Annotated in this window: 23 protein-coding genes and 1 other RNA gene; 13 read left to right on the plus strand and 11 right to left on the minus strand. The window is 31.7% G+C overall.

Annotation, left to right across the window (positions count from 1 at the left end; all coding sequences use genetic code 11):
• Window positions 1–36: 36 nt before the first annotated feature.
• From rpsI to ruvB, 4 genes are all read right to left on the minus strand, one after another.
• A complete protein-coding gene (gene rpsI / locus OQH62_RS05165; protein WP_266014766.1) occupies window positions 37–426 on the minus strand; it encodes a 30S ribosomal protein S9 in 390 nt (129 codons plus the stop codon).
• A gap of 2 nt (window positions 427–428) precedes the next feature.
• Window positions 429–854 (minus strand): 50S ribosomal protein L13, encoded by a 426-nt coding sequence (gene rplM, locus OQH62_RS05170; protein WP_266014769.1) that lies wholly within the window; start codon window positions 852–854, stop codon window positions 429–431.
• Between the two features lie 171 nt (window positions 855–1,025).
• On the minus strand, window positions 1,026–2,069 hold the full coding sequence (locus tag OQH62_RS05175) for an AI-2E family transporter (RefSeq protein ID WP_266014772.1): 1,044 nt from the start codon (window positions 2,067–2,069) through the stop codon (window positions 1,026–1,028).
• A gap of 27 nt (window positions 2,070–2,096) precedes the next feature.
• Window positions 2,097–3,104 (minus strand): Holliday junction branch migration DNA helicase RuvB, encoded by a 1,008-nt coding sequence (gene ruvB, locus OQH62_RS05180; protein ID WP_266014775.1) that lies wholly within the window; start codon window positions 3,102–3,104, stop codon window positions 2,097–2,099.
• A 151-nt stretch (window positions 3,105–3,255) separates the two neighbouring features.
• On the opposite strand from ruvB, the gene OQH62_RS05185 reads away from it, so the two are divergent.
• Window positions 3,256–3,666: a histidine phosphotransferase gene (locus tag OQH62_RS05185; RefSeq protein ID WP_266014778.1), complete on the plus strand. Its 411-nt coding sequence runs from the start codon at window positions 3,256–3,258 to the stop codon at window positions 3,664–3,666.
• Window positions 3,667–4,025: a transfer-messenger RNA gene (gene ssrA / locus OQH62_RS05190) on the plus strand.
• Between the two features lie 2 nt (window positions 4,026–4,027).
• Here ssrA and OQH62_RS05195 read toward each other — a convergent pair.
• The 7 genes from OQH62_RS05195 to OQH62_RS05225 all read right to left on the minus strand — a co-directional run bounded on the left by OQH62_RS05195 (window position 4,028) and on the right by OQH62_RS05225 (window position 8,866).
• A complete protein-coding gene (locus tag OQH62_RS05195) occupies window positions 4,028–4,588 on the minus strand; it encodes a ferric reductase-like transmembrane domain-containing protein (protein WP_266014781.1) in 561 nt (186 codons plus the stop codon).
• Window positions 4,588–5,481, minus strand: a complete 894-nt coding sequence (gene msrP / locus OQH62_RS05200) for a protein-methionine-sulfoxide reductase catalytic subunit MsrP (protein ID WP_266014783.1) — start codon at window positions 5,479–5,481, stop codon at window positions 4,588–4,590. The genes OQH62_RS05195 and msrP overlap by 1 nt, the downstream gene beginning before the upstream one ends.
• Before the next feature lie 75 nt (window positions 5,482–5,556).
• Window positions 5,557–6,246, minus strand: coding sequence for an orotidine-5'-phosphate decarboxylase (pyrF, locus tag OQH62_RS05205; protein ID WP_266014785.1), 690 nt, complete (start codon window positions 6,244–6,246; stop codon window positions 5,557–5,559).
• The gene (nusB, locus tag OQH62_RS05210) at window positions 6,243–6,635 is read right to left on the minus strand and encodes a transcription antitermination factor NusB (RefSeq protein ID WP_266014787.1); all 393 of its coding nucleotides are present in this window, start codon (window positions 6,633–6,635) and stop codon (window positions 6,243–6,245) included. Before nusB ends, pyrF begins: the two co-directional genes overlap by 4 nt.
• Before the next feature lie 2 nt (window positions 6,636–6,637).
• Window positions 6,638–7,102 (minus strand): 6,7-dimethyl-8-ribityllumazine synthase, encoded by a 465-nt coding sequence (ribH, locus tag OQH62_RS05215; protein WP_266014790.1) that lies wholly within the window; start codon window positions 7,100–7,102, stop codon window positions 6,638–6,640.
• A gap of 10 nt (window positions 7,103–7,112) precedes the next feature.
• Window positions 7,113–7,922, minus strand: a complete 810-nt coding sequence (gene kdsA, locus OQH62_RS05220; protein ID WP_266014793.1) for a 3-deoxy-8-phosphooctulonate synthase — start codon at window positions 7,920–7,922, stop codon at window positions 7,113–7,115.
• Window positions 7,919–8,866, minus strand: coding sequence for a DMT family transporter (locus OQH62_RS05225; protein WP_266014796.1), 948 nt, complete (start codon window positions 8,864–8,866; stop codon window positions 7,919–7,921). Before OQH62_RS05225 ends, kdsA begins: the two co-directional genes overlap by 4 nt.
• Before the next feature lie 98 nt (window positions 8,867–8,964).
• Between OQH62_RS05225 and der the strand changes: the two genes are divergently transcribed.
• The 11 genes from der (at window position 8,965) to OQH62_RS05280 (ending at window position 23,006) form a co-directional block, all read left to right on the plus strand.
• Window positions 8,965–10,311, plus strand: a complete 1,347-nt coding sequence (gene der / locus OQH62_RS05230) for a ribosome biogenesis GTPase Der (protein ID WP_266014799.1) — start codon at window positions 8,965–8,967, stop codon at window positions 10,309–10,311.
• Complete coding sequence (locus OQH62_RS05235; RefSeq protein WP_266014803.1) at window positions 10,301–10,795, plus strand: shikimate kinase; 495 nt, start codon at window positions 10,301–10,303, stop codon at window positions 10,793–10,795. The genes der and OQH62_RS05235 overlap by 11 nt, the downstream gene beginning before the upstream one ends.
• Window positions 10,792–11,751: a tryptophan--tRNA ligase gene (gene trpS / locus OQH62_RS05240; RefSeq protein WP_266014806.1), complete on the plus strand. Its 960-nt coding sequence runs from the start codon at window positions 10,792–10,794 to the stop codon at window positions 11,749–11,751. Before OQH62_RS05235 ends, trpS begins: the two co-directional genes overlap by 4 nt.
• 2 nt (window positions 11,752–11,753) lie before the next feature.
• Window positions 11,754–12,989, plus strand: coding sequence for a serine--tRNA ligase (serS, locus tag OQH62_RS05245; RefSeq protein WP_266014809.1), 1,236 nt, complete (start codon window positions 11,754–11,756; stop codon window positions 12,987–12,989).
• Window positions 12,990–13,000: 11 nt separating this feature from the next.
• Window positions 13,001–15,472, plus strand: a complete 2,472-nt coding sequence (locus OQH62_RS05250) for a tetratricopeptide repeat protein (protein WP_266014814.1) — start codon at window positions 13,001–13,003, stop codon at window positions 15,470–15,472.
• A 400-nt stretch (window positions 15,473–15,872) separates the two neighbouring features.
• Window positions 15,873–17,144: a tricarballylate/proton symporter TcuC gene (gene tcuC, locus OQH62_RS05255; protein WP_266014817.1), complete on the plus strand. Its 1,272-nt coding sequence runs from the start codon at window positions 15,873–15,875 to the stop codon at window positions 17,142–17,144.
• 20 nt (window positions 17,145–17,164) lie between these two features.
• On the plus strand, window positions 17,165–18,565 hold the full coding sequence (gene tcuA / locus OQH62_RS05260; protein WP_266014820.1) for an FAD-dependent tricarballylate dehydrogenase TcuA: 1,401 nt from the start codon (window positions 17,165–17,167) through the stop codon (window positions 18,563–18,565).
• On the plus strand, window positions 18,562–19,632 hold the full coding sequence (gene tcuB / locus OQH62_RS05265) for a tricarballylate utilization 4Fe-4S protein TcuB (protein ID WP_266014823.1): 1,071 nt from the start codon (window positions 18,562–18,564) through the stop codon (window positions 19,630–19,632). The genes tcuA and tcuB overlap by 4 nt, the downstream gene beginning before the upstream one ends.
• A gap of 238 nt (window positions 19,633–19,870) precedes the next feature.
• Window positions 19,871–20,185: a DUF2325 domain-containing protein gene (locus OQH62_RS05270; protein ID WP_266014826.1), complete on the plus strand. Its 315-nt coding sequence runs from the start codon at window positions 19,871–19,873 to the stop codon at window positions 20,183–20,185.
• A gap of 216 nt (window positions 20,186–20,401) precedes the next feature.
• Window positions 20,402–20,893: a flavodoxin FldA gene (gene fldA / locus OQH62_RS05275; protein ID WP_266014829.1), complete on the plus strand. Its 492-nt coding sequence runs from the start codon at window positions 20,402–20,404 to the stop codon at window positions 20,891–20,893.
• Window positions 20,894–21,581: 688 nt separating this feature from the next.
• Window positions 21,582–23,006 (plus strand): catalase, encoded by a 1,425-nt coding sequence (locus OQH62_RS05280; RefSeq protein WP_266014832.1) that lies wholly within the window; start codon window positions 21,582–21,584, stop codon window positions 23,004–23,006.
• Window positions 23,007–23,008 lie beyond the last annotated feature (2 nt).

Consider the following 23,008-nt stretch of genomic DNA (forward strand, 5'->3'; position numbering starts at 1 on the left):
ATTCCAGAGCATAAATAAAAAAAATATATTCTTTCTTTAACGTTTAGAAAATTGTGGACTTCTTCTTGCTTTTCTGCGTCCGTATTTTTTACGCTCAACACTTCTACTGTCGCGAGTAAGAAGTCCTTGAGGTTTTAATGAAGTTCTAAAAACTGTGTCCATAGCTGCTAAAGCTTTGGAAATGCCGTGTCTTAATGCTTCTGCTTGAGCACTATAACCACCCCCTAAAGTCGTGGCTTTTATATCTATGCGGTCTTGTTGTTTTGTTACAAGCAAGGGTTGTACGACTTTAAGTTTGATGGCTTCGTGCCCTCCAAGCCAAGTATTTAAGTCCATACCATTTACACTCATTTTGCCACTTCCAGGTTTTATCCAAACCTTTGCAATAGCAGTTTTTCTTTTACCTGTTGCGTATGTTGTTGCCATTATTATTTTCCTTTTTTTGGAATTTGTGCAGTGTGTGGATGTTCACTGCCAGCGTAGATTTTCAATTTTTTTAACATCGTTCTTCCTAAATTTGTTTTAGGCAACATGCCTCTAACAGCTAGTTTATAAAGTTTCACAGGATTCTTTTCAAGTAAATCACCAAATTTTTCACTTTTGACACTACCAAAATATCCAGAATGTCTATGATACATTTTATCATTAGCCTTATTTGCTCCTGTAAAAACAGCTTTGGAAGCGTTGATAATGATTACATAATCGCCACAATCAATATTTGGTGTCCAATATGCTTTATTTTTACCTCTTAAAAGAGTTGCCACTTCAGTTAAAAGGCGACCAAAACGTTTGTTTTCCGCATCTAAAACAATCCATTCTCTTTGTATTTCATTGGGCTTTATTGTTCTTGTCATAGTTTTATTGCCTTTGCCAAAAATTTTTTAAAAACTAGAATTATAATCCTTTTTTACTTATTTTTAACTTAATTTAAGAATATTTTAAACTATATTAAATCTATATTTTGAAGGTTTTTTGAAATTATATTGAAAAATAATTTCATAGTGATTGGTAAAATATTTTTTTAATTAAATCAAATTTTTATCTTTTAAGATGATATATAACCGTATGGTTGAGATGAAAAAAGTTAAAATTGCAGGTCCAAGTATAATTCCCCAAAAGCCAAAACTCGAAATTCCTGCTATCATTGCTAAAAAAATTAACAGCTCGTTAATTTTTGTTGGAGTTTTTACAAGTTTTTTGTTAATCCATTTAATAATAAGAGGTTTGATAAGAGTATCAGCCACAAAGGAAATGACAAAGAAAGAATAGGCAAAAATCCAAAGAGCCGGATACAAACCTTTTGTTGCAAATTCATATAAACTTACTGGTACATAAATCAAAGCTCCTCCTACAGCAGGAATGAGTGAGCTTATAGAAAAAATAACACCCATAAGTAAAGCATTGTAGCCGAAGATCATCACAATAATAGCAAACAAAAACCCTTGAAAAATTGCAATGATAACCATAGAGTATAAAACTACAGCCATTACATTCCCTACCTCACTTAAGACTTCATCAAGTTCTTTTTTTTCAATAGGAATTATCGATTTAAGATAAATAATAAGTTCTGTTCCATAGAGATTCACAAAGAAATAGAATATACAAATTAAAACCATATCAACAAAAAATTTAGCACTCGATTTTGTGAAGCTTGAGGCATATGTTAAGATTTGTCTTGAAAGATCATTAATATCAAGACTTGTTAGAATTTCTTTAATTTTAGGTTCTAAAAAAGCAAGAGATTGGGGTAAAGTGAATTGGTAATTCTTTAGCGAATCAATAGTTTGAGTAATAAGAACAGTATCAAAATTTTTTAAAGTTTTAAAAAGTTCTATAACTCCATATACAAATGGAGCGAAGAATAAAAGTACTATGCAAGCTGTTGTTAAACTGGCTGCAAACACTTTTTTTCCTTGAGTAAGCTGAAGGAATTTTGCATTGATATTTGCTGTAGCAACTGCCATCAAAATAGCGATGGAAATAACAAGTAAAAAATCTTTAAAAAGATAGAGCAATAAGCATAATACAATTAAAACAAAGCTTATAAAAAAGAATTTTCCATTTTTCACGATTTTCTAACTCCCAATTTTTTTATTTTATTCATCAAATAAGGTTTTTTCATAAGCAATTTTTAAAACACGGTAACTCTTCTCACTTGCAATACGTCCTTTCGCAGTACGTTCTATGTAACCATTTGCAAGTAGATAAGGTTCAATTACATCTTCTATTGTGTTTTCATCTTCGCTTAAAGCAGCAGCTATGCTTGCTAGTCCTACAGCCTTTTGTTTAGCCGCTGTTAAAAGCTCAAGATATTTTAAATCCATTGAATCAAAGCCAAGCTCATTTACTCCAAGAGAATTTAAGGCTTGTAAAGCCCTAGCTTGAGTAATGTTTTTTTCATCATTTACATCTGCAAAATCACGAACTCTCTTTAAAAGTCTCAAGGCGATTCTTGGTGTTGAACGTGAACGTTTTGCTATCTCTAATGCTGCTTGTTCATCGCAAGTTTTATCAAGTTTTTTTGCTGCCTTTTGTAAGATAAGAGCAAGTTCTTCATCCTTATAAAATTCTAAACGAAACTGCATACCAAAACGGTCTCTAAGAGGGTTGCTAAGCATACCAGCTCGAGTAGTTGCTCCAATGAGAGTAAATTTTGGCAAATCGATTTTAATAGTTTGTGCAGCAGGTCCGCTTCCTATGATAATATCAAGTCGGAAATCTTCCATTGCAGGATATAGTACTTCTTCGATAGCAGGACTGAGTCGGTGAATTTCATCGATAAATAATACATCAGCCTCATTTAAATTTGTTAAAATAGCTGCCAGATCACCGCTTTTTTCTATCATTGGTGCAGCTGTTGTTTTGATATTTGCTCCCATTTCATATGATATGATGTTTGCTAAAGTAGTTTTGCCAAGTCCAGCAGGACCGCTAAAAAGTATATGATCTAAGCATTCACCCCTTTTTTTTGCTGCATTGATAAAAATATTCAAATTTTTTTTAAGAGTTTCTTGTCCTATATAGCCTTGAAAATTTGAAGGTCGCAAGGAGCTTTCATACTGTTCATCGAAGGCAAATTTTTCTATTTCTACTATCCTATCCATTGGACAATTTTAGCTAAATTTTTGTTTAATTTTTATAAAGTTTGAAAAAAGCTTTATTTTTTATTTTAAAAAATATGGTTTATAATACAAATTGATTCGTAGCCAAGATTTGGTACAATACTCTAATAAACTATATGGAATAAACATAAATATGGGAATTTTAACTCAATTAGAATGTGAATACGACATTGATGATGTGGAAAAATTTTTAGAGTTTTTTAGAAAGATGTGTGATAGTTTTGAACCTTTAATTATTAAATTGGGTGCAAATGCATTAAAATATAAAGAAGCTGTTAATGAACTAGAAAATTTAATACATAACACAGCTTGGGCAGCCAGAAGACTTCATTTGAATGAAATAACTGATTTTTGTGTGTTTTGTGAGGAAATGATGATTCAGGCAAAACGTTTTGAAGGTCCTGCAAGTGAAGAATTTACCGATTGGATGCTTTTAGTGAGCGATCAGTTTGAAAAATATTGCCGTTCTTATGAAAATGATTCCTCTGTTTTAGCTGCTTTTAATCCTTTAATTGTTAATGTTCCAAACATTGTTTCTTTGTAAGGGGACGATTTGGCTTCGACAGGAGTAGGTCTGTTTTGATGGCATACCGCTTTGGGCAAAGCGTAAAAAGCCTGAATAAAATTAAACGCAAACAACGTTAAATTTGCTCCTGCCTACGCTAAAGTAGCATAGGTTCAGTTGAGCCTTAATTTCAAGCAATGCTATCTAGTTTGGAATTGAGTTATCTTTGATAGTGTAGTTTAAGAATTGACACATCTTAAACGAAATCTTTGTCTTAGCAAAATCAAGTAGTTTTGGAAGATGAGCTGGGTTTTGTGAATTTTTCATCTTTTCTAAGTATGTAGAGGTCTTTATAGGCTTATTTTTGGACAGGGGTTCAATTCCCCTCGTCTCCACCATATCAAATATTTTTCATTTTTTTGGTAATAAAGAGGTGTTTAAGAAAGCCAAAAGTGCAGTATCCAATTGCTACAATTATAGCACTCCATTGCCAAAACATTGGTACCTTTGCTGATAAAAAATAATGATAACTCCCAAGAAACAATGAAAGATAACTTAATTTGCGTATTTTCTCAATTTTTCTAAAAGTTTTAAAAGAGCTGATAAAAAGTATGGTCATTATTATAAAAGCTATAAAACCGCTTGCTTCAAATGTTCTTGTGCTTATACTTTGGGTGAGTCTTAAAAAACTTATATTTTGTGTAAAAACAAAATAATTTGCAAAATGCAAAATGCTCCAAAAAAATGCACAAAAACCTAAAATTTTAGGATAATTTTTACTCCATTTACAACTCCATAAAGAGAAAAAAAGGCTTAAATTTAAAAAAAGTAAAGAAAAGATGCCCGTGTAAAGAGAAGCTTCTTTGACAAAATCAAAAGCTTGAAAAACACAGTATAAGCTATAAATAAGACTCAAATAAAACAGACAATAAGCTATATCATCATAAGGATTTTTAAGCATTAAAAATTCACTTTTAAATCCATATTTGTATATAAAGATTCAACCTCTTTTTCATATCCATTAAAAAGTAATGTCGGTTTGGTAAAAAATTCTCCCAAAGCCCTTTCATTTGCTTGTGACCAACGAGGATGATGAACATTTGGATTGACGTTAGCATAAAAGCCGTATTCTCTAGGTGCGTAGTCTTGCCAAGTGCTAATTGGTTGTTTATCAACAAATTCAATTTTGACTATAGATTTAATACTTTTAAAGCCATATTTCCAAGGCACAACCAATCGTAGCGGTGCTCCATTTTGTGCTAATAGAGGTTTTTTATACATTCCAACTGCTATAAGTGTTAAAGGATGTAAGGCTTCATCCATTCTTAATCCTTCAGTGTAAGGGTAATTAAGAGTTGGGAAAAAAGCATCTTGATCGGGAAATTGTGTCTTGTCAAATAAAGTGGTAAATTTCACAAATTTTGCTTGACTTGTGGGTTTAACTTTTTCAATTAAATGTCTTAGTTCAAAACCTATCCAAGGTACTACCATAGACCAAGTTTCAACGCAACGAAAGCGGTATATTCTTTCTTCTAAAGGAAAATGAAGTAAATCTTGCATACTTAACTGAATATTTTGTTCTACTTCTCCCTCAATTTCAATTTGCCAATTACTTGTGTCAAAATTTTGTGCAAGAGCAACTGCTCTTTTTTTGTCCGTAGAAAATTCATAAAAATTTACATAATTTGTTGCTAATTCTTTATCAGTGATTTCAAGTTTGTTTTTATTTGTATCGCTTCTAAAGTTAAGTGCTTGGAGTTTAGAATGAATTAAAGTCGAGCTAAGTAAAGCTCCAACTCCAAGTTTCATAAAACTTCTTCTGTTTTTAAATAAAAATTCCGGAGTAGTTTTCATATTCTTCCTTGAATAAAAATAATGCTATTAAATCATAGAAAAATAAATAAAAAAATATTTTATAAACATCTAATTTTAGAATGAATTGAGATTTTTTAAGATTTTTTCGCATAATTCTCTGGGATTTGGATTTTCATAAATAGGACGTCCTATAACTAAGAAATCACTTTTATTTTCTTTTGCAAGATTTAAGTTTGCAACCCTTTTTTGATCGTTATTCTCTTCATTAAAAGGACGAATTCCCGGTGTAAGAGTGAGGAAATTTTCATTGGTACATTTTTTTACCATTATGCTTTCAAAAACAGAACATACCATACCATCAAGCCCACTTTCATAAGCCATTTTTGAAAATGTTTTGACTGCTTGATTAATATTTTGGTGATAGACAGATTGAAAATGTTTCTCATCAAAACTTGTAAGCGCTGAAACTCCAAGTACTAAAGGACGATTTGACAAAGAATTGAGACGTTTCATTACATATTCCATTGCTTTTTTGCCAGCACTCGCATGCAAATTTATCATTTGTACTTCAAGTTTGGCAAGCTCTTCGCACGCATCTGCCATAGTATTAGGAATATCGTAAATTTTTAAATCTAAAAAAATCTTAAAATTATCTATTTTTCTCACTTTTTCTATGAGTTGAGGTCCAGTTCGTAAGTAAGCCCTTAGCCCTATTTTTAACCATAATTCTAAGCCTTGCAACGAAGATGCAAGTTTTAAGCATTCTTCATCATTTGCTTGATCTAAGGCTACACAAAGCTTCATTTTTTAGCCTTTATAAGCGAATCTAAAACACCATTGATAAATTGAGGGGAATTTGTCAATTCCTTTCCGAGTTCAACAGCCTCATTAATGATAATAGCATCGCTTGTATCTGTGAAAAGGAGTTCATAAGTTCCAAGTCTCAATACAGCCCTTTCTAAATGTCCTAATTTTTCGACGCTGTTTTCATTTAAATGTGAATTGATTGTTTCATCAATGCGGTTCATATTTTCATAAATTCCTCGATAGAGGCTTAAGGTAAATTTTTTCTGTTCATTGCGTATTTTTTTTTGCTCTAAAAACTCATCAATGAATTCACAATTTTCTTCGTTAAATTCTAAAGCATAAAGCAAAGAAATAACAGTTTGTCTTACTTGATGTCTGGTTGCCATAATTAAAGTTGCTTGGTTACATTGAGGATTTCGATTAAAGTTGCCATCGCTTCAAAGCCTTTATTTCCAGCTTTACTTCCAGCTCTTTCTATAGCTTGTTCTATTGTATCTGTGGTAAGTACGCCAAAGCTTACCGGTGTATTATGTGCTAAACTAACGTTTGCGATACCCTTTGTTGTTTCGGCTGAAACATAATCAAAATGAGGAGTAGAACCTCTAATAACTGCTCCTAAGCAGCACACAGCATTAAATTTTTCACTTTCAAGTACTTTTTTGAGAATAAAAGGCAATTCAAAAGCACCCGGAACAAGAATAAGATGTAAATTTTCTTCTCTTCCTCCGTGTCTTAAAAAAGCGTCTTTTGCTCCTTCAATAAGTCTGTCTGTGATGATATGATTGAATCTTGCATTCAAAATAGCGATTTTTTCATCACCTTTTAAGTGTAATTTTCCTTCAATGATTTTCATTATTTCCCTTTCATAATTCTGTAATTTGTTGAATTTTTTGTAGTGTTTTTATGCATTCTTTTAATCTCTCTAAAGTAAGCATATTTTTCCCATCACATAGCGCTTGAGAAGGATTGATGTGTGTTTCAAAAAAGAAACCATCAACACCGGTAGCAGCAGCAGCTCTTGCTAAGGGCTCTATAAATTCACTTTTGCCGCTACTACTACCTTCGGCCATTCCGGGCATTTGCACACTATGTGTGGCATCGAAAATAACAGGGGCAAATTCACGCATAATAACTAAAGAACGCATATCTACCACTAAATTTCCATATCCAAAACTTGAGCCTCTTTCAGCTACAAAAACTCCATTTTTTTCTGCTACTTCTTTGCCGGTTTCATATACACCTTTGGTTTGAAGTACTTTTGCTATGCTGTATTGAATATCATTTGGAGATAGAAACTGACCTTTTTTAATATTAATTTTAGATTGTGTTTTAGCTGCTGCAACAAGTAAGTCTGTTTGTCTGCATAAAAAAGCCGGAATTTGAAGCACGTCAGCAACTTCGCTTACAGGTTGTGCTTGATGGCTTTCGTGAATATCAGTGAGAATTTTCATACCGAATTCATTTTTAATGTTTTGTAGAATTTTTAATCCCTCATCAAGACCAGGTCCCCTAAAAGAAGTAATACTTGTTCGATTTGCTTTATCAAAGCTTGATTTGAAATAAAACTCAAAAGCATTGTTGTTTGCAAATTCTTGTAAAGATTGGGCTACTTGAAAAAGGAGTTCTTTGTTTTCTATAACGCACGGCCCTGCTATGAGAATAGTTTTTTTCATCTGTGTCCTTCATTTTTTTTAGCACTAGAATTGTTTTGTGTGATGGTTAAGAGAAGCCCTCCCAAAATTATGCCCATTATACCTAAAAAAACCATAGCACTTGGTAAATTATCACCTAAAAGTATTCCAATGATAAGTGAGAAAATTACATCTAGATAACTTATTCCAGCGACAATTCCAGCTTGTTTTGCCATTTTGTAAGCTTTTGTAATATGGAGTTGAAAGACAGCACCTATGATACCCATTAGAGCGATAAAAAACCAAGCGTGTAGGCTTGGAAAAACAAAAGGAGCGAAGAGAAAATCTAAGTTTGTTGTAGAAGGAAAATATTGGGCTATTATCATAGAAAACAGAGGCAAAACTGCTCCAAAAAAGACAAAAGAAAAAGCAATTTGTTCTGAGTCGTAAAATTTTCTTAATCCTCTTACACTCACATAGGCTAAAGCTGCTAGCAGACCACTTAAAAGACCCAAAAGAGAATTTTTTAAATCAAAACCAGAATGTGAAAGGGCATTAGCCCAAGGTTGTATGATTAAAAGCACACCACAAAAAGCAAGGATTATCCCAAAAAATCCCTTAAAACCTATATTTTCTTTAAAAAGAAAAAAAGCAAGAATTGAAACAAAAATAGGTGAAATTTTTTGAAAGGCAAAAGCTCCTCCGAGTGTGATGTTTGAAACATTATAAAAGAAGAGATAGAGTGAAAGTGTACCTGCAAGACCACGAAAAAATAAAATCCAAAAATGTCCCCCTTCTTTATGGACCTTACTTTTTTTTAATAAATACAATATGAAAATAACACCTATAAGATTACGAAAAAACATAATTTCAATAGAGCTTAATTCTGTGCTTAAAATTTTTGCACAAGCTCCTATAATTGCAAAGTCCAAAGAAGCTAAAATCATAAAATACACGCCGAGATTTTGTCTGATGATTTTAAGCATTATGAATGTCCTTTATAATTTTTTTTTTATTGTAGTCTTTTTTTGTTTAATATTAAGCCAAATTTTATATAATGTTTTTTTAAACTTTGAGGAAATAAATGCAGAGCATACTACTTATAGGCAAACCAAATGTAGGCAAATCAAGTCTTTTTAACCGAATGGCAAGACAAAGGATAGCCATCACAAGTACAGTTTCAGGTACAACTAGAGATAGCAATAAAAAAGAAATACAAATTCAAAACAAGAAAGCCTTACTTATCGATAGTGGAGGACTTGATGAAAGCAATGAATTGTTTAAGGCTGTTAAAAAAAACACTTTAAAAATGGCAAAGCAAAGTGATATTTTGCTTTATATTGTCGATGGAAAATTTGCTCCTAATGATGAAGACAGACAATTTTTTTATACACTCAAGAAATTAAAAAAACCTATGGCTTTACTCGTTAATAAAATTGATAGTAAAAAAGATGAAGAAAGGGCTTGGGAATTTGTCAATTTTGGAGTTAAAGAGTTTTTTACTCTTTCTGTAACACATAATACAGGCTTGGATGAATTGTATTCTTGGCTAGAGAAACTACTAGAGAGTGATTTATTAGTTGAGAACAATTTTTCATATAATCAAAAAACTGCTTTTCATAATGCAGATGAAAAACATATACGAGTTGGTATAGTTGGACGAGTGAATGTGGGTAAATCAAGTCTTTTAAATGCTTTAGTTAAAGAACAAAGAAGTGTGGTGAGTGAATTTGCCGGAACAACCGTAGATCCTGTTAATGAAACACTCTTGTATAGAGATAAAATTATAGAATTTGTTGATACAGCAGGAATTAGAAAAAGGGGCAAAATAGTTGGACTTGAAAAATTTGCTCTCAATCGTACTGAAAAGATTTTGGAACAAGCCCAAATTGCTCTTTTGGTTTTAGATTCAAATGAAGGATTTAATGAGCTTGATGAACGCATAGCTGGACTTATAGCAAAGCATTATTTGGGTGTTATTATAGTATTAAATAAATGGGATAAAAGTTTGTATGAATTTGATAAAGTTCTTAAAGAATTAAAGCTTGACCGTTTTAAATTTTTTGCTTATGCTCCAGTTGTAAGTGTAAGTGCATTGACCGGAAAAAGAGTGCCTATGCTTTTAGACAAAATTGTGGAGGTTTTTGAAAATTATATCCAAAAAATTCCTACTGCAAAACTTAATGAATTGATTCAAGAAGCTCTTACGACCCATCCTTTACCACATCAGCGTGGAAAAGGAGTGAAGATTTATTATGCTGTTCAATATGATTTTTCACCTCCTAAGATTGCTTTGATTATGAATAGACCAAAAGCTTTACACTTTAGTTATAAAAGGTATTTACAAAATAAACTTCGCACCGTTTTTCAACTTCAAGGAGTACCTTTAATTCTCTCTTCTCGTAAGAAAGGAGAGAAAGATGAAGGTTAAAAATGTTGTTTTTATAGGTTTTATGGGATGTGGAAAAAGTACTCTTGCAAGGAGGGTTGCAAGGGAACTTGACCTTGTATTTTTAGATAGTGATGATTTAATTGAAGCAAAATTTCAGAAGTCTATTCATACTCTTTTTTGTGATTTTGGTGAGGAGTTTTTTCGAAAAGAAGAGCAAAAAATGGCAAATTTTTTTAGCACTATACAAGGAGCAAGTATAGCCACAGGTGGAGGATTTATCTATACTTTGAATTTAGAAAAAATAGGTTTTTGTATCTATTTGAAGGCTGATTTTGAATCTCTTAAAGAGAGACTTTGTTTGCAAGAAATAGCCAAAAGACCTCTTTTTAATGATACAAATAAAGCAAAAAAATTATATAATGAGAGAGTACAAGTTTATGAAAAAAAGGCAAGTATGGTGATAGATATTAAAGAAAAAACTATACAGCAGCTTGTAGATGAAGTGAAAGAGGCGATAGAGTGAGAATTTTAACCGGACTCCAACCAAGCGGGGATTTGCATGTAGGAAATTATTTTGGAGCAATAAAACCTATGGTAGAAGCCCAAAATGAAAATGAAATGTTTCTTTTTATTGCAAATTATCACGCAATGACTTCATCACAAGATGGTGAATTTTTAAAGCAAAATACTCTCAAAGCTATTGCTGCTTTTTTAAGTTTGGGTATAGATCCAAATAAAAGTGTTTTTTGGCTTCAAAGCGATGTAAAAGAAGTAATGGAATTGTATTGGATTTTATCTCAATTTACGACTATGGGCTTGCTTGAACGTGCTCATAGCTATAAGGATAAAATTGCTAAAGGTTTTAATGCTTCACACGGACTTTTTTCCTATCCTGTTTTAATGAGTGCTGATATTTTACTTTTTGATGCACAAGTTGTACCTGTTGGAAAAGATCAGATACAGCATATTGAAATCGCAAGAGATATTGCTTTAAAAGTTAATAATGTGTGGGGAGAGATTTTTACTTTGCCTGAAGCTAGAATTAATGAGAAAATTTCGCTTATACGAGGTATTGATGGACAAAAGATGAGTAAATCTTATAAGAATACTCTTGATATTTTTGCTAGTGAAAAAGATCTCAAAAAACAAGTTGCATCAATAGTAACTGACAGCACTCCACTTGAGCAGCCTAAAGATTGGCGTAAATGTAATGTTTTCAATATAGCAGAACTCTTTTTAGATGAGAGAGGCAAGCAAGAACTTCAGCACAGATATGAAAAAGGTGGCGAAGGCTATGGGCATTTTAAAAATTATCTTTATGATATTTTTCTTGCATATTTTGAAGAAGCAAGGCAAAAATATAATGAATTTTTAAATAAACCCCAGTTTTTAAAAGAAATTTTGAGTTTTGGAAGTGAAAAAGCACGAAAAATTGCCCAAGCTAAAATACTGCAGATTTATGAAAAAATAGGAGTATAGATATGCTTAATCTAAAAAATTTACAAAAAGATTTTGATAAGGTATCCAAAAAGCTTGAAAGTAAAAAGGTGTCTAAAAAATTGCTTGAAAAATTGGCTGATCTTTTTACGCAATTAAAAGAAGAAAAGAATCTTTTGGAAGATTTACAAGCGTTTCAAAATAAATTTAGCAAAGAACTTTCTCAAAGTAATGAAAAAGAGGTATTAAAAAAAAGATTAGATGAAAATAAAGTTAAAATTCTTGCTCAAAACCAAAAAGTTATAGAATTGGAACAAGAGCTTGAAAATCTAGCTTTTTCGATACCTAATATTCCAGATGAGAGTGTTCCTATTGGGAATGATGAAGATGACAATGTTGTAGTTAAAAACGTACTTACACCTTCACAATTTCCATTTAAACCAAAGCAGCATTTTGAGCTTAATGAAAAACTTCAATGGCTTGATTTTGTACGAGGGGTGAAAATTTCAGGAAGTCGTTTTTCTGTGTTGAAAAACGAAGGAGCTTTGCTCAATAGAGCCTTGATACAGTATATGATAGATTTTAATAGGGCAAGAGGTTTTGAACTTGTTAATGTACCTTATTTGGTCAATTCTACTGCAATGTTTGGTACAGGACAATTTCCCAAATTCAAAGATGATGTGTATAAGGCAGAAGATGAGGATTTGTATCTTATTTCCACTTCTGAAATTCCTGTAACAAATCTTTATAGCGGAGAGATACTTGAAAATGATATTTTGCCTCTTAAAATGACTTGTTATAGTGCGTGTTTTCGTAAAGAAGCTGGAAGTGCTGGACGTGATACAAAAGGTATAATACGACAGCACCAATTTGAAAAAGTTGAGCTTGTGAGTATAACAAAACCTGAACAAAGCGAAGCTGTTTTTGATGAAATGTTAGAATGTGCAAGTGATTTGTTGAGCTCTTTAGGTTTAGCACACAGACAAGTTGTACTTTGCACAGGAGATTTAGGTTTTAGCGCATCAAAGACTATTGACTTAGAAGTGTGGCTTGCAGGACAAAATAGATATAGAGAAATTAGCTCTGTTTCAAATTGTGGAGATTTTCAAGCAAGAAGGGCAAAAATTCGCTATAAAAATAAAGAAGGAAAAAATGAATTGGTGCATACTTTAAATGGCTCATCTTTAGCCGTTGGGAGAACTTTAGTTGCTTTAATGGAGAATTACCAAAATGAAAATGGTACAATTGCTATCCCTGATGTGTTACGAAAATATTTATAAAAGAAAATAAAATGGCTCAAGAACAAGAAGATATAGTACTGCAATCCCAAAATGAAGGTTTGGAACAAGAAAGACTCGATGAAAGTTTAGGAGAATTTCAAGGGCAAGCTGGTCAAGCACCAGAAGATGATGAAATTACCTCTTTACCTGAAGAATTATCTGAACAAGAAAAGAGTAACGAGGGCTTTAAATTTACACGTGAGGGTATGCAAGAAGAAACAAGTACTCCTGAAGAGCCACTTGAAGAACAAAAAGCTTGGTATAAAGATCGTAAATTTATGTCTCTTATTGGACTTTCTTTGAGTATCATTTGTATCTTGACTTTTACATTATTTTATCTTAGTTTTACTCAAGACAATATACAAGTCGATATTGTAGCAACAAAACCTAAAGAGCAGGTTGTAAGTTTGCCTGATGAGTCATATCAATATAATGATGACACAAGTAAGATTGATGCAATGATAAAAAAAGCAAACACTTTATATTTGAAAGGTGAGGTAGAACAAGCCTTAAAAGTTTATCAGCAAATTGCTGTGTATAATGAGTCTTTATCAAATTACAATCTTGGTGTTTCACAGATGGAAGAAGGGAGTTTTAAAGAGGCTTTAGAGAGTTTTAGAAAGGCTATTGTTAATGGAGAAAATCAAAGTGTTTCTGCTATTAATGCTGCTGTGTGTTCATTAAAGCTCAATGATTATGAAAAATTTAAATATTATATCGACTTAGCAAGTGTATATCTTCCAAAGGAAGGTAAATCAAAGCTTTATGAATATTACTTAAGCCTTATAAATTATTATAAAGGGTATTATCCTGAAGCTTTGCAAATGTTTCAAAAAACAAATATAAAGCCTTATGCTGATACAGCAAAATATCTTTCTGCTAAGATTTATGCGAAGATGGGTTTTGATTCCAAAGCTGTTGAGCAACTTCGTAAGCAAGGGAGTTTTGAATCAAGTTTAAGTTTGGGACTTTTGTATGCTAGAATGGGACAGTATGATGAAGCAAAAACAGCATTAAACACAGCAATAAAAATCGACAGAGATTTTAATAAAAGTCTTGCCGCCTTGACTTTGATTGATATGAAAACAGGGCAGTATCAAGATATGATGGCACGTTTAAACGGTTTTTACAAAGCAGATAAAGACAAATATCAGATTTTAGATATGCACAAAATCAAAGTCGGATTAAACAAAAATTTGTTTAATATACAAATTGCTCAAGATAATTTTTTAAAAGATATATTAAAAAAACAAAAAAACCAATTTGACATACTTTTTTATTTTGCTCCTTATGAAGTTTTTGATTCCAAACAAGCTTTGCTTTATATTAAAAAGGCGAATGTAACTGACTTTGTTGATGATAGTGTAGATACTGGAAATTATTTGTCTATAAGTAAAGCTCTATCATCAGCTAATGTGAAAATGGCTCAAATCATTAATCAAGCTTTAAACCAAAAACTTAAACTTGCTAATAAGGAATTCCAAAAACTTCTCAAAGAGTATCCAGAACACAGTATTTTACATTATAATCTCGCCCTGACCTACGCGCAGCTTCAAAATTATAATCTCGCATACAGACATTTTTCAAGTGCGTATCATCTTAATCCTAAAAATTATCTTGCTGCGGCATTTGCAATGCTCTGTGCTAAATTAAGCGACATTGACACAAACAAATTTTACAATGAAATTTTGGAAAATATTGTTGCTGATACCAATTTTAAAGCTCCTCTTCAAAAGGCTATGATTTTTTTGGCTAATGGAGATTATAGTTCTACTTTACCGTATTTAGATGAGAGTAAAAGAGATACTCCCTTAAGTCTTATTTTTGAGGCTATTATTGCAAAAAACAATGGCTTAAATAATCAAGTTGATTCTAAAATTGCTAAATTAAAAGAGCAACTTCCTCAAGATGTTGTAACAAATATCTTGTATTTTAATTCTCTTAATTCCCACCTTGACATTAAAGAATATGCTAAAAATGTTCAAATTTACTTTCAAAGTTTCACATTTGATTATCGTTCTGTTTTTGGAGGAGCAAATATAGCAAAAGAATTTTATGTTTCTATAATGAATATTGCAGGTTTGCTTCATTTAGAAAGACAAAAATTTAAAGAACTTTTAAATACTACTGATGTAAAAAATGAGGATATAGTGCAAACTTTAGCTTATATGGATATTTTTGCCCAACAGTACGAAGAAGCTTATGCTTTGTATAATTCCTTAATAGATGATTATAAAAATGAAGATTCAAAAACACTTTTTTTAGCAGCAGTAGCTGCTATAGGTGCGAAGAATCCAAATTCTGCAATAGCACTTTTGCAGCTTTCTCGAGTGAGCGATCCGAGCAATAAAGAAAGCAAAGCGGCATTAGGATTACTTTACCACGAAGTGCAAAATTATGAACCGGCTTTAGTTCAATACAAAGCTTTACCAAATGATTTTAAAAGCGAGTTTTTTAGCTTTGATATAAAGAATGAACTTTAAATCTCTTTTTCAATGTCTTAATCAATAATCCATTACACGAGTTTATTGCACAGTATTTGTAATACCTAAGTAAGCAATACAGTTTATTAGACTGTCAAATATTCTTTAAGGATTGAAAATTATTCTATTTGGTTGTGAAAAGGTTCTTGTCGGATTGACATTAAAAGATATTTAATTTTTTATCTGTTAAATTCAGTCATCCTTTTGTCTATAAGATATGTAGTAGCAGTCAATTGCACTGTCTCTTATGTTTTTTATTTTCTTGAGTTTAATTTTATAACTAAATATTAATTAGAGTTTTAAATATGCAATTTAAAAAATGCTTTAAGGATATAAAAAACATTTTGGAGTAAAATATTTAAAAAATATTTTAGGATAAAACAGTCCAAAAGGATTTGAGATGAAATTCCGCACAAATAAAGATGTTAAAATTATTTTTAGCGTAACAAGCGGAAATTTTTTAGAAATGTATGATTTTGCAATATATGGTTTTTATGCTGTTTTTATAGCAAGAATTTTCTTTCCTGCTGAAAATGAATTTATTTCATTGATGCAAAGTTTTATTGTTTTTGGTGCAGGATTTTTGATGAGGCCGTTTGGAGCTGTTGTACTCGGAGCCTATATGGACAAGTATGGGAGGAGAAATGGTTTGATTGTAACGCTTGCTATTATGGCAATTGGAACCGTGAGCATTGCGCTTTGTCCTGGATATGAAAGTATAGGTATTTTGGCACCTGTCATTGTGTTGTTAGGACGTTTGCTGCAAGGTTTTGCTGCAGGAGCTGAAATAGGCGGTGTGAGCGTCTATTTAGCCGAGATTGCACCTAAGAATTTACGCGGTTTTTATGTATCTTGGCAAAGTGGTTCTCAACAAATTGCTACTATTTTTGCTGGAATGGTTGGTGTAGCTTTGCATTATTTAGTTGGAGATTTTATAATGCAAGAATGGGGTTGGAGAATACCGTTTATTTTAGGCTGTTTGATTGTGCCTTATTTTTTTTATATTCGTCGCATTTTAGATGAGACCCCTCAATTTAAACACGCAAACAAATACAATCAGCTAACTTTTTCGAGTATTTTTGAAAGCATTCGAGAGAACATTACTACTGTCATTTTTAGCATTATGTTTGTGATGATGACAACAGTTACTTTCTATTTCCTTACTTCTTTCACTCCAACATATGTCAATCAATTTTTACATTTTTCCCAGCTTGAAAGTTTTTTAATAACTGTTATCATAGGTCTTAGCTCTCTTTTTTGGCTTCCTATTTCTGGGTATTTGAGTGATAGAATAGGCAGAAAACCAATTGCGCTTTTAATGACTGTTTTGGGTGTGATAAGTGCGTATCCTGTGCTTGTTTTTCTTGCTCATAATATTTCTTTTAAGAATTTAGTTTTTACAGAACTTTGGTTTAGCTTTCTTTTTGGAGCTTATAATGGAGTAATGGTAGTGTCTTTAAGTGAAATAATGCCACCAAATGTTAAGGCTTTAGGTTTTTCTTTTTCTTACTCTATTACAGTAGCTATTTTTGGCGGTTTTACTCCGGCAATTTCAACTTTTCTAACTCAGAAATTGAACAATCCAGCTGCACCGGGATTTTGGCTTACTTTTGCTGCATTTTGTTCTTTTGTCTCTGCTTTAATACTTTTTAAAAAAAAATGGAATTTATGAAAAAACAGAAAGGAAAATAGATGAATTTTGATGTAGTAGTTATAGGGGGTGGCAATGCAGCTTTGTGTGCAGCCATTGCGGCAGCGAGTGAGGATAGAGCTTTAAAAATAGCTCTTTTAGAAAGTGCGCCTAAAGAGTGGCGAGGTGGAAATTCTCAACATACAAGAAATTTGCGTTCTATGCACGATGCACCTACTGATGTCTTAGTAGAAAATTATAGTGAAGATGAGTTTTTTGAAGATGTTTTTAAAGTAACTAAAGGACAGACTAACGAAGAGTATGCCCGTTTTGTTATTTCGCGTACGCCACAAGCTGTAGAATTTGCTAAGAAACACGGGGTTCGTTTTCAACCTTCTATGCGTGGGACTTTGCATTTAGGACGCACAAACGCTTTCTTTTTAGGAGGTGGAAAATCTTTAGTTAATGCGTATTTTACTGCCGCGCACAATTTAGGGGTGCAAATTTTTTATGAATTTGAAGCTTTGGATTTAGTTATGGAAAATGGATTTTGTAAAGAAATTGTAGTTCTTGACAAGAAACAAAATCAAAAAGTACAAATTAAAGCTAAAGCTTTTATAGTCGCAAGTGGTGGGTTTGAATCGAATTTAGAATGGCTTGAAAGTGCTTGGGGTGAAAAGGCAAGGAATTTTATTATTCGCGGAACACGTTTTAATGAGGGCAAAATGCTTAAAGCTTTGCAAAATGCTAAAGCTCAGATTATAGGCGATCCTACTCAAGGACATATGGTGGCTATTGATGCACGTACACCAAAATACGACGGCGGTATTGCTTCGCGTGTAGATTGCGTTTCTTTAGGCATAGTAGTTAATAAAAGTGCGCAAAGATTTTATGATGAAGGTGAAGATTTTTGGCCTAAACGTTATGCTATTTGGGGTCGTTTAGTGGCAAATGAAGAAGATCAAATTGCTTATTCTATTACTGACTCTAAGGTGCAAAAATGTTATATGCCTTCTTTATTTGAACCTATTGTTGCAAATTCTATCGAAGAATTAGCAGTGAAAATAGGCTTAGATGAAAAAGCCTTATGTAAAACTTTAGAAGAATACAATAAAAGTGTTGTAGATGGTGAGTTTAACCATACTATACAAGATAATTGCCATACCAAGGGTTTAAAAATAGAAAAAACACATTGGGCTTTAAGGATTGACACTCCACCTTTTTACTGTTATCCCTTGCGTCCCGGAGTAACTTTTACTTATATGGGGGTGAAAGTAGATAAAAATGCTCGAATTTATCGAGACAATGGAGAGCTTTTTGAGAATCTTTTTGCTGCAGGAGAGATAATGGCTGGAAATATATTAACTCAAGGATATGTAGCTGGATTTGGTATGAGTATAGGAAGCGTTTTTGGACGTTTAGCAGGGGAAAATGCTGTGAATTTATTAAAGGAGAAAAAATGAAAATCACAAAAATTTATGAAGAAGCAAAAAAATCCTGTATAATATGCAATTCTTGTCGCTACTGCGAAGGTCTTTGTGCCGTTTTTCCAGCTATGGAGAAAAAACGCGAATTTTCTTTTAATGACTTGGATTATTTGGCAAATTTATGCCATCAGTGTTCAGAATGTTATTATGACTGCCAATATGCCCCACCGCACGAATTTAATGTATCTATTCCTAAGCAGTTTGCAGCCTTAAGACAGCAAAGCTATGAGAAATATGCTTTTCCAAGTTTTCTTGGCTGGGCTTTTCAAAGGAATGCTTTTTTAACTAGTCTTGTTTTAGTGCTTTGTTTGTTCTTAGGTTTTTGGTTTGCAAATTCTTCTACCGATTCTTTGGAGGCGAATGGAAATTTCTTTGCTATCGTTTCTTATGAATATATGGTGAGTGTTTTTAGTATAGTATCATTTTTGGTTGTTTTGGCTCTTGCTGGAGCTGTGTTGAAATTTAGTCGTAGTATAGGACTTAGTTGTTTTAGTTTAAGAGTTTTTTTGCAAAGCGTTAAAGATGTTCTAACCCTTAAATACCTTGGCGGACATAAAAATGAAGGTTGTACTTATCCTAATGAAAAACGTTCTCTTATGAGAAAAGTTTATCATCATTGTACAGCATATGGTTTTGCTTTGTGTTTTATTGCTACAACTTTAGGAGCAATATACCATCATTTTCTAGGTATTGTAGCTCCTTATGATATTACACAGCTTCCTAAGATTTTCGGTGTTCTTGGTGGTATTATGCTTTGTATTGGTACTTTAGGACTTTTTGTTTTAAAACTTATAAGTGATAAAAATTTAGTAGATAAAGAAAGTGTAGGAATGGACTATGCTTTTATTTTTATGCTTTTTTTAGTAAGTTTTACAGGCTTTGTTTTAATGTTTTTAAAAGAAAGTGCCTATCTTGCTTTTGTACTTTGGTTTCATCTTAGTTGTGTTTTAGCCTTTTTTGTGATGATGCCTTATTCTAAATTTGTGCATATGTTTTATCGCTTTATAGCTCTTTTAAAATATAATACTGAAGAAGAAAATTAACAGAAAAAATTTCAAAGTCATTCTTTGAAATTTTCTTTCTCAATACTAACAGTTCTTATTAATCTCTCTAAATACAGCTTTGTTTGTTTTTTATTTTTTTAGTTTTATGGCATACGACTCTTTATATATTGCACAAGAAGAAGTGAAAAATTTATTTTTTTATTATTGATAATAAATTTCAAAATAAATTTATTTTTTTTTATTATAATCCTCATATATTTTTTTGAAAGGAAGACTTATGTCGGTTTTAGTTATCGGTGCAGATGAGATTACTCCTATTAGAGCTGTGTTACAAAATTTAGGAGCAAATAAAATAGAACATTGGGATGCAAGAAATGAAAATCGTGTGAACCGTAAACCTATCCCAAATGATACAGAATGTATAGTAATGCTTACAAGCTTTCTTAATCATAATACAATGAAAAAGATTAAAAGTGAAGCAAAAAAACGTAAGATCCCTCTTGTGTGTGCAAAAAGAAGTGTGAGTTGTGTTTATTGTGAGTATTGTAAAGTATTTAATTTGGACAAAGAATTTTCGTGTCCTAAGATTTGATAGTATTTTGAAGGATTCTATTCAATGAATTTTTATAATTTGATACTTTAAAATCATTTTTTAATTTGCTAATTTTAGATTTTAAAGTCTTACAATTTTTCGAGAATACATCAAAGATAAAAATTTATAGAATTAAAAATTTTTCATATTATTTAAACAAAATTGTGCTAGAATCAGTTTTTGTAATCTAAATATTAAAGTTATAAGGAGGATTAGATGTCAGTAGCGGTTATTTATGGAAGTGCTATGGGCAATACCGAAGGTGCAGCAAATACAATAGCTTCAAAACTTGGAATTGATGATGTATTTAATATTGCAGATATTGATGCAAATAAGATTAATTCTTATGATAAAATTATTTGCGGAACTTCAACTTGGGGTAGTGGCGATTTACAAGATGATTGGGATGGCTTTGATTTTTCTGCTTTGAATTTAAGTGGAAAAACAGTTGCTGTTTTTGGAATGGGAGATAGTGAAAGTTATTCTGATACTTTTTGTGGAGGTATGGGAAAGCTTGCTCAAAATCTTAAGAATGCAGGAGCTTCTTTAATCGGTCAGGTTTCAACTGATGGATATAATTTTGAATCAAGTGATGCTGTTGTAGATGGTAAATTTGTTGGTTTAGCACTTGATAATGACAATCAAGAGGATCAAACTGAAAGCAGAATAGATGCTTGGGTAAATCAAATTAAAGCTCAGTTCTCTTAAAAAATTCTTTAACTAAAATGCTAGAAAATTGTTCTGGCATTTCGTATTCACTATATTTCATTTGTACATTTTCCTGCTGAAAAATAGAAAGATTTTTGTTTTAGAATGTTAGAAAAAAAGAATTCTTGTATATCTATGGAACATTTTTCAAAGAAATTGATTAAAAAGATTCTCTCGCAATTATATAATCAGTTTTTATGTAAGATTTTATAATATCATTGTATCTTTAACAAAAAAGCAAATAAAATTAAGAATTGTAAATTTAAGATATCACCGAGATATTTTTTATCTATGATAGTAATGAAAAATAAATCAATAGATTCAAATTGAGTACAGTTTATAAAATTTATAGATAATAAAGAATTAATTCAAATTAATAAACATTTTTAAATTTTTCTTTTCAAACAGCTGATAGAGACTGTAGATATTTTTAATTTTACAAAGTGATCACAAGAATATATTAAAATGTACTTTAACTAAATAGAAATTGCAATTTCAGAATTCTCTAAATAATTTTAGTCTAGAATTATAAATTTAAATTAAAAATAGATTCCATAGTAAAAAATTAAATGAAATATTATATTTGAGAAGAATAATATTATATAATAATATTTATTTTTTAATAAATTTTTTATTATTTTAATAATATAATTTTTATCAATAAAAATTTACCATTAAGGGGAAAATTATGAAAAAATTGACAAATGATTTTGGTAATATCGTTGCTGATAATCAAAACTCTTTAAGTGCTGGTGCAAAAGGACCGCTTTTGCTTCAAGATTATATCTTACTTGAAAAACTTGCTCGTCAAAATAGAGAAAGAATTCCAGAAAGGACAGTTCATGCTAAAGGCAGTGCCGCTTATGGAGAACTTAGAATCACACACGATATATCGCGATATACTAAGGCAAAAGTTTTGCAAAAAGGAGAGACGACACCATTGATTATGCGATTTTCAACTGTTGCAGGTGAAGCTGGTGCTGCTGATGCTGAAAGAGATGTTCGTGGTTTTGCGATTAAATTTTATACTAAAGAAGGAAACTGGGATTTAGTAGGTAATAATACCCCAACTTTTTTTATCAGAGATCCGTATAAATTTCCTGATTTTATTCACACTCAAAAAAGAGATCCAAAAACACATTTAAGGAGTAATAATGCTGCTTGGGATTTTTGGTCATTGTGTCCTGAAAGTCTGCATCAAGTAACCATTTTGATGAGCGACAGAGGAATTCCTGCAAGTTACCGTCATATGCACGGATTTGGTAGTCATACTTACAGTCTTCTTAATACAAAAGGGGAGAGATTCTGGGTAAAATTTCATTTTAAAACACAACAAGGCATTAAAAATTTAAGCAATAAAGAAGCTGAAAATATAATTGCTAAGGATAGAGAAAGTCATCAAAGAGATTTGATAGAAGCTATTGATAGAGGCGATTTTCCAAAATGGACTTTTCAAATTCAGGTTTTAGCAGAAGATGAGGTTGATAAGTTAGGTTTTAACCCTTTTGATTTAACAAAAGTTTGGCCACATAGTATTGTACCTTTGATTGATGTTGGTGAAATAGTTTTAAATAAAAATGTAGAAAATTATTTTAACGAAGTGGAACAAGCCGCTTTTGCACCAAGCAATATAGTTCCTGGTATTGGTTTTAGTCCTGATAAAATGTTGCAAGGGAGAATTTTTTCTTATGCAGATGCTCAAAGGTATCGTATAGGGACAAATTATCACTTACTTCCTGTCAACCGTGCCAAGAGCGAGGTAAATACTTACAATGTTGCAGGTGCTATGAATTTTGATGAATATAAAAATGCTAAAGCATATTATGAACCAAATTCTTATAGTGAGAGTCCAAAAGAAGAAAAAAGTTTTCTTGAGCCTGATTTGGCGATAGAAAATAAAGCACAAAGATATGCTCCACTTGATGAGGATTTTTATACTCAACCAAGAGCTCTGTTTGATTTAATGAAACCAGAACAAAAGCAACAGCTTTTTGAGAATTTAGCAACGTCTATGGAAGGAGTGGAGCAGCAAATTATTGATAGAGCTTTGTCTCATTTTGAGAAAATTTCATCAGAGTATTCAAATGGGGTTAAAAAAGCTTTAAATAAATAGGT

Source organism: Campylobacter sp. MIT 21-1684, from assembly GCF_026241315.1.
Taxonomy (GTDB): Bacteria; Campylobacterota; Campylobacteria; order Campylobacterales; family Campylobacteraceae; genus Campylobacter_D.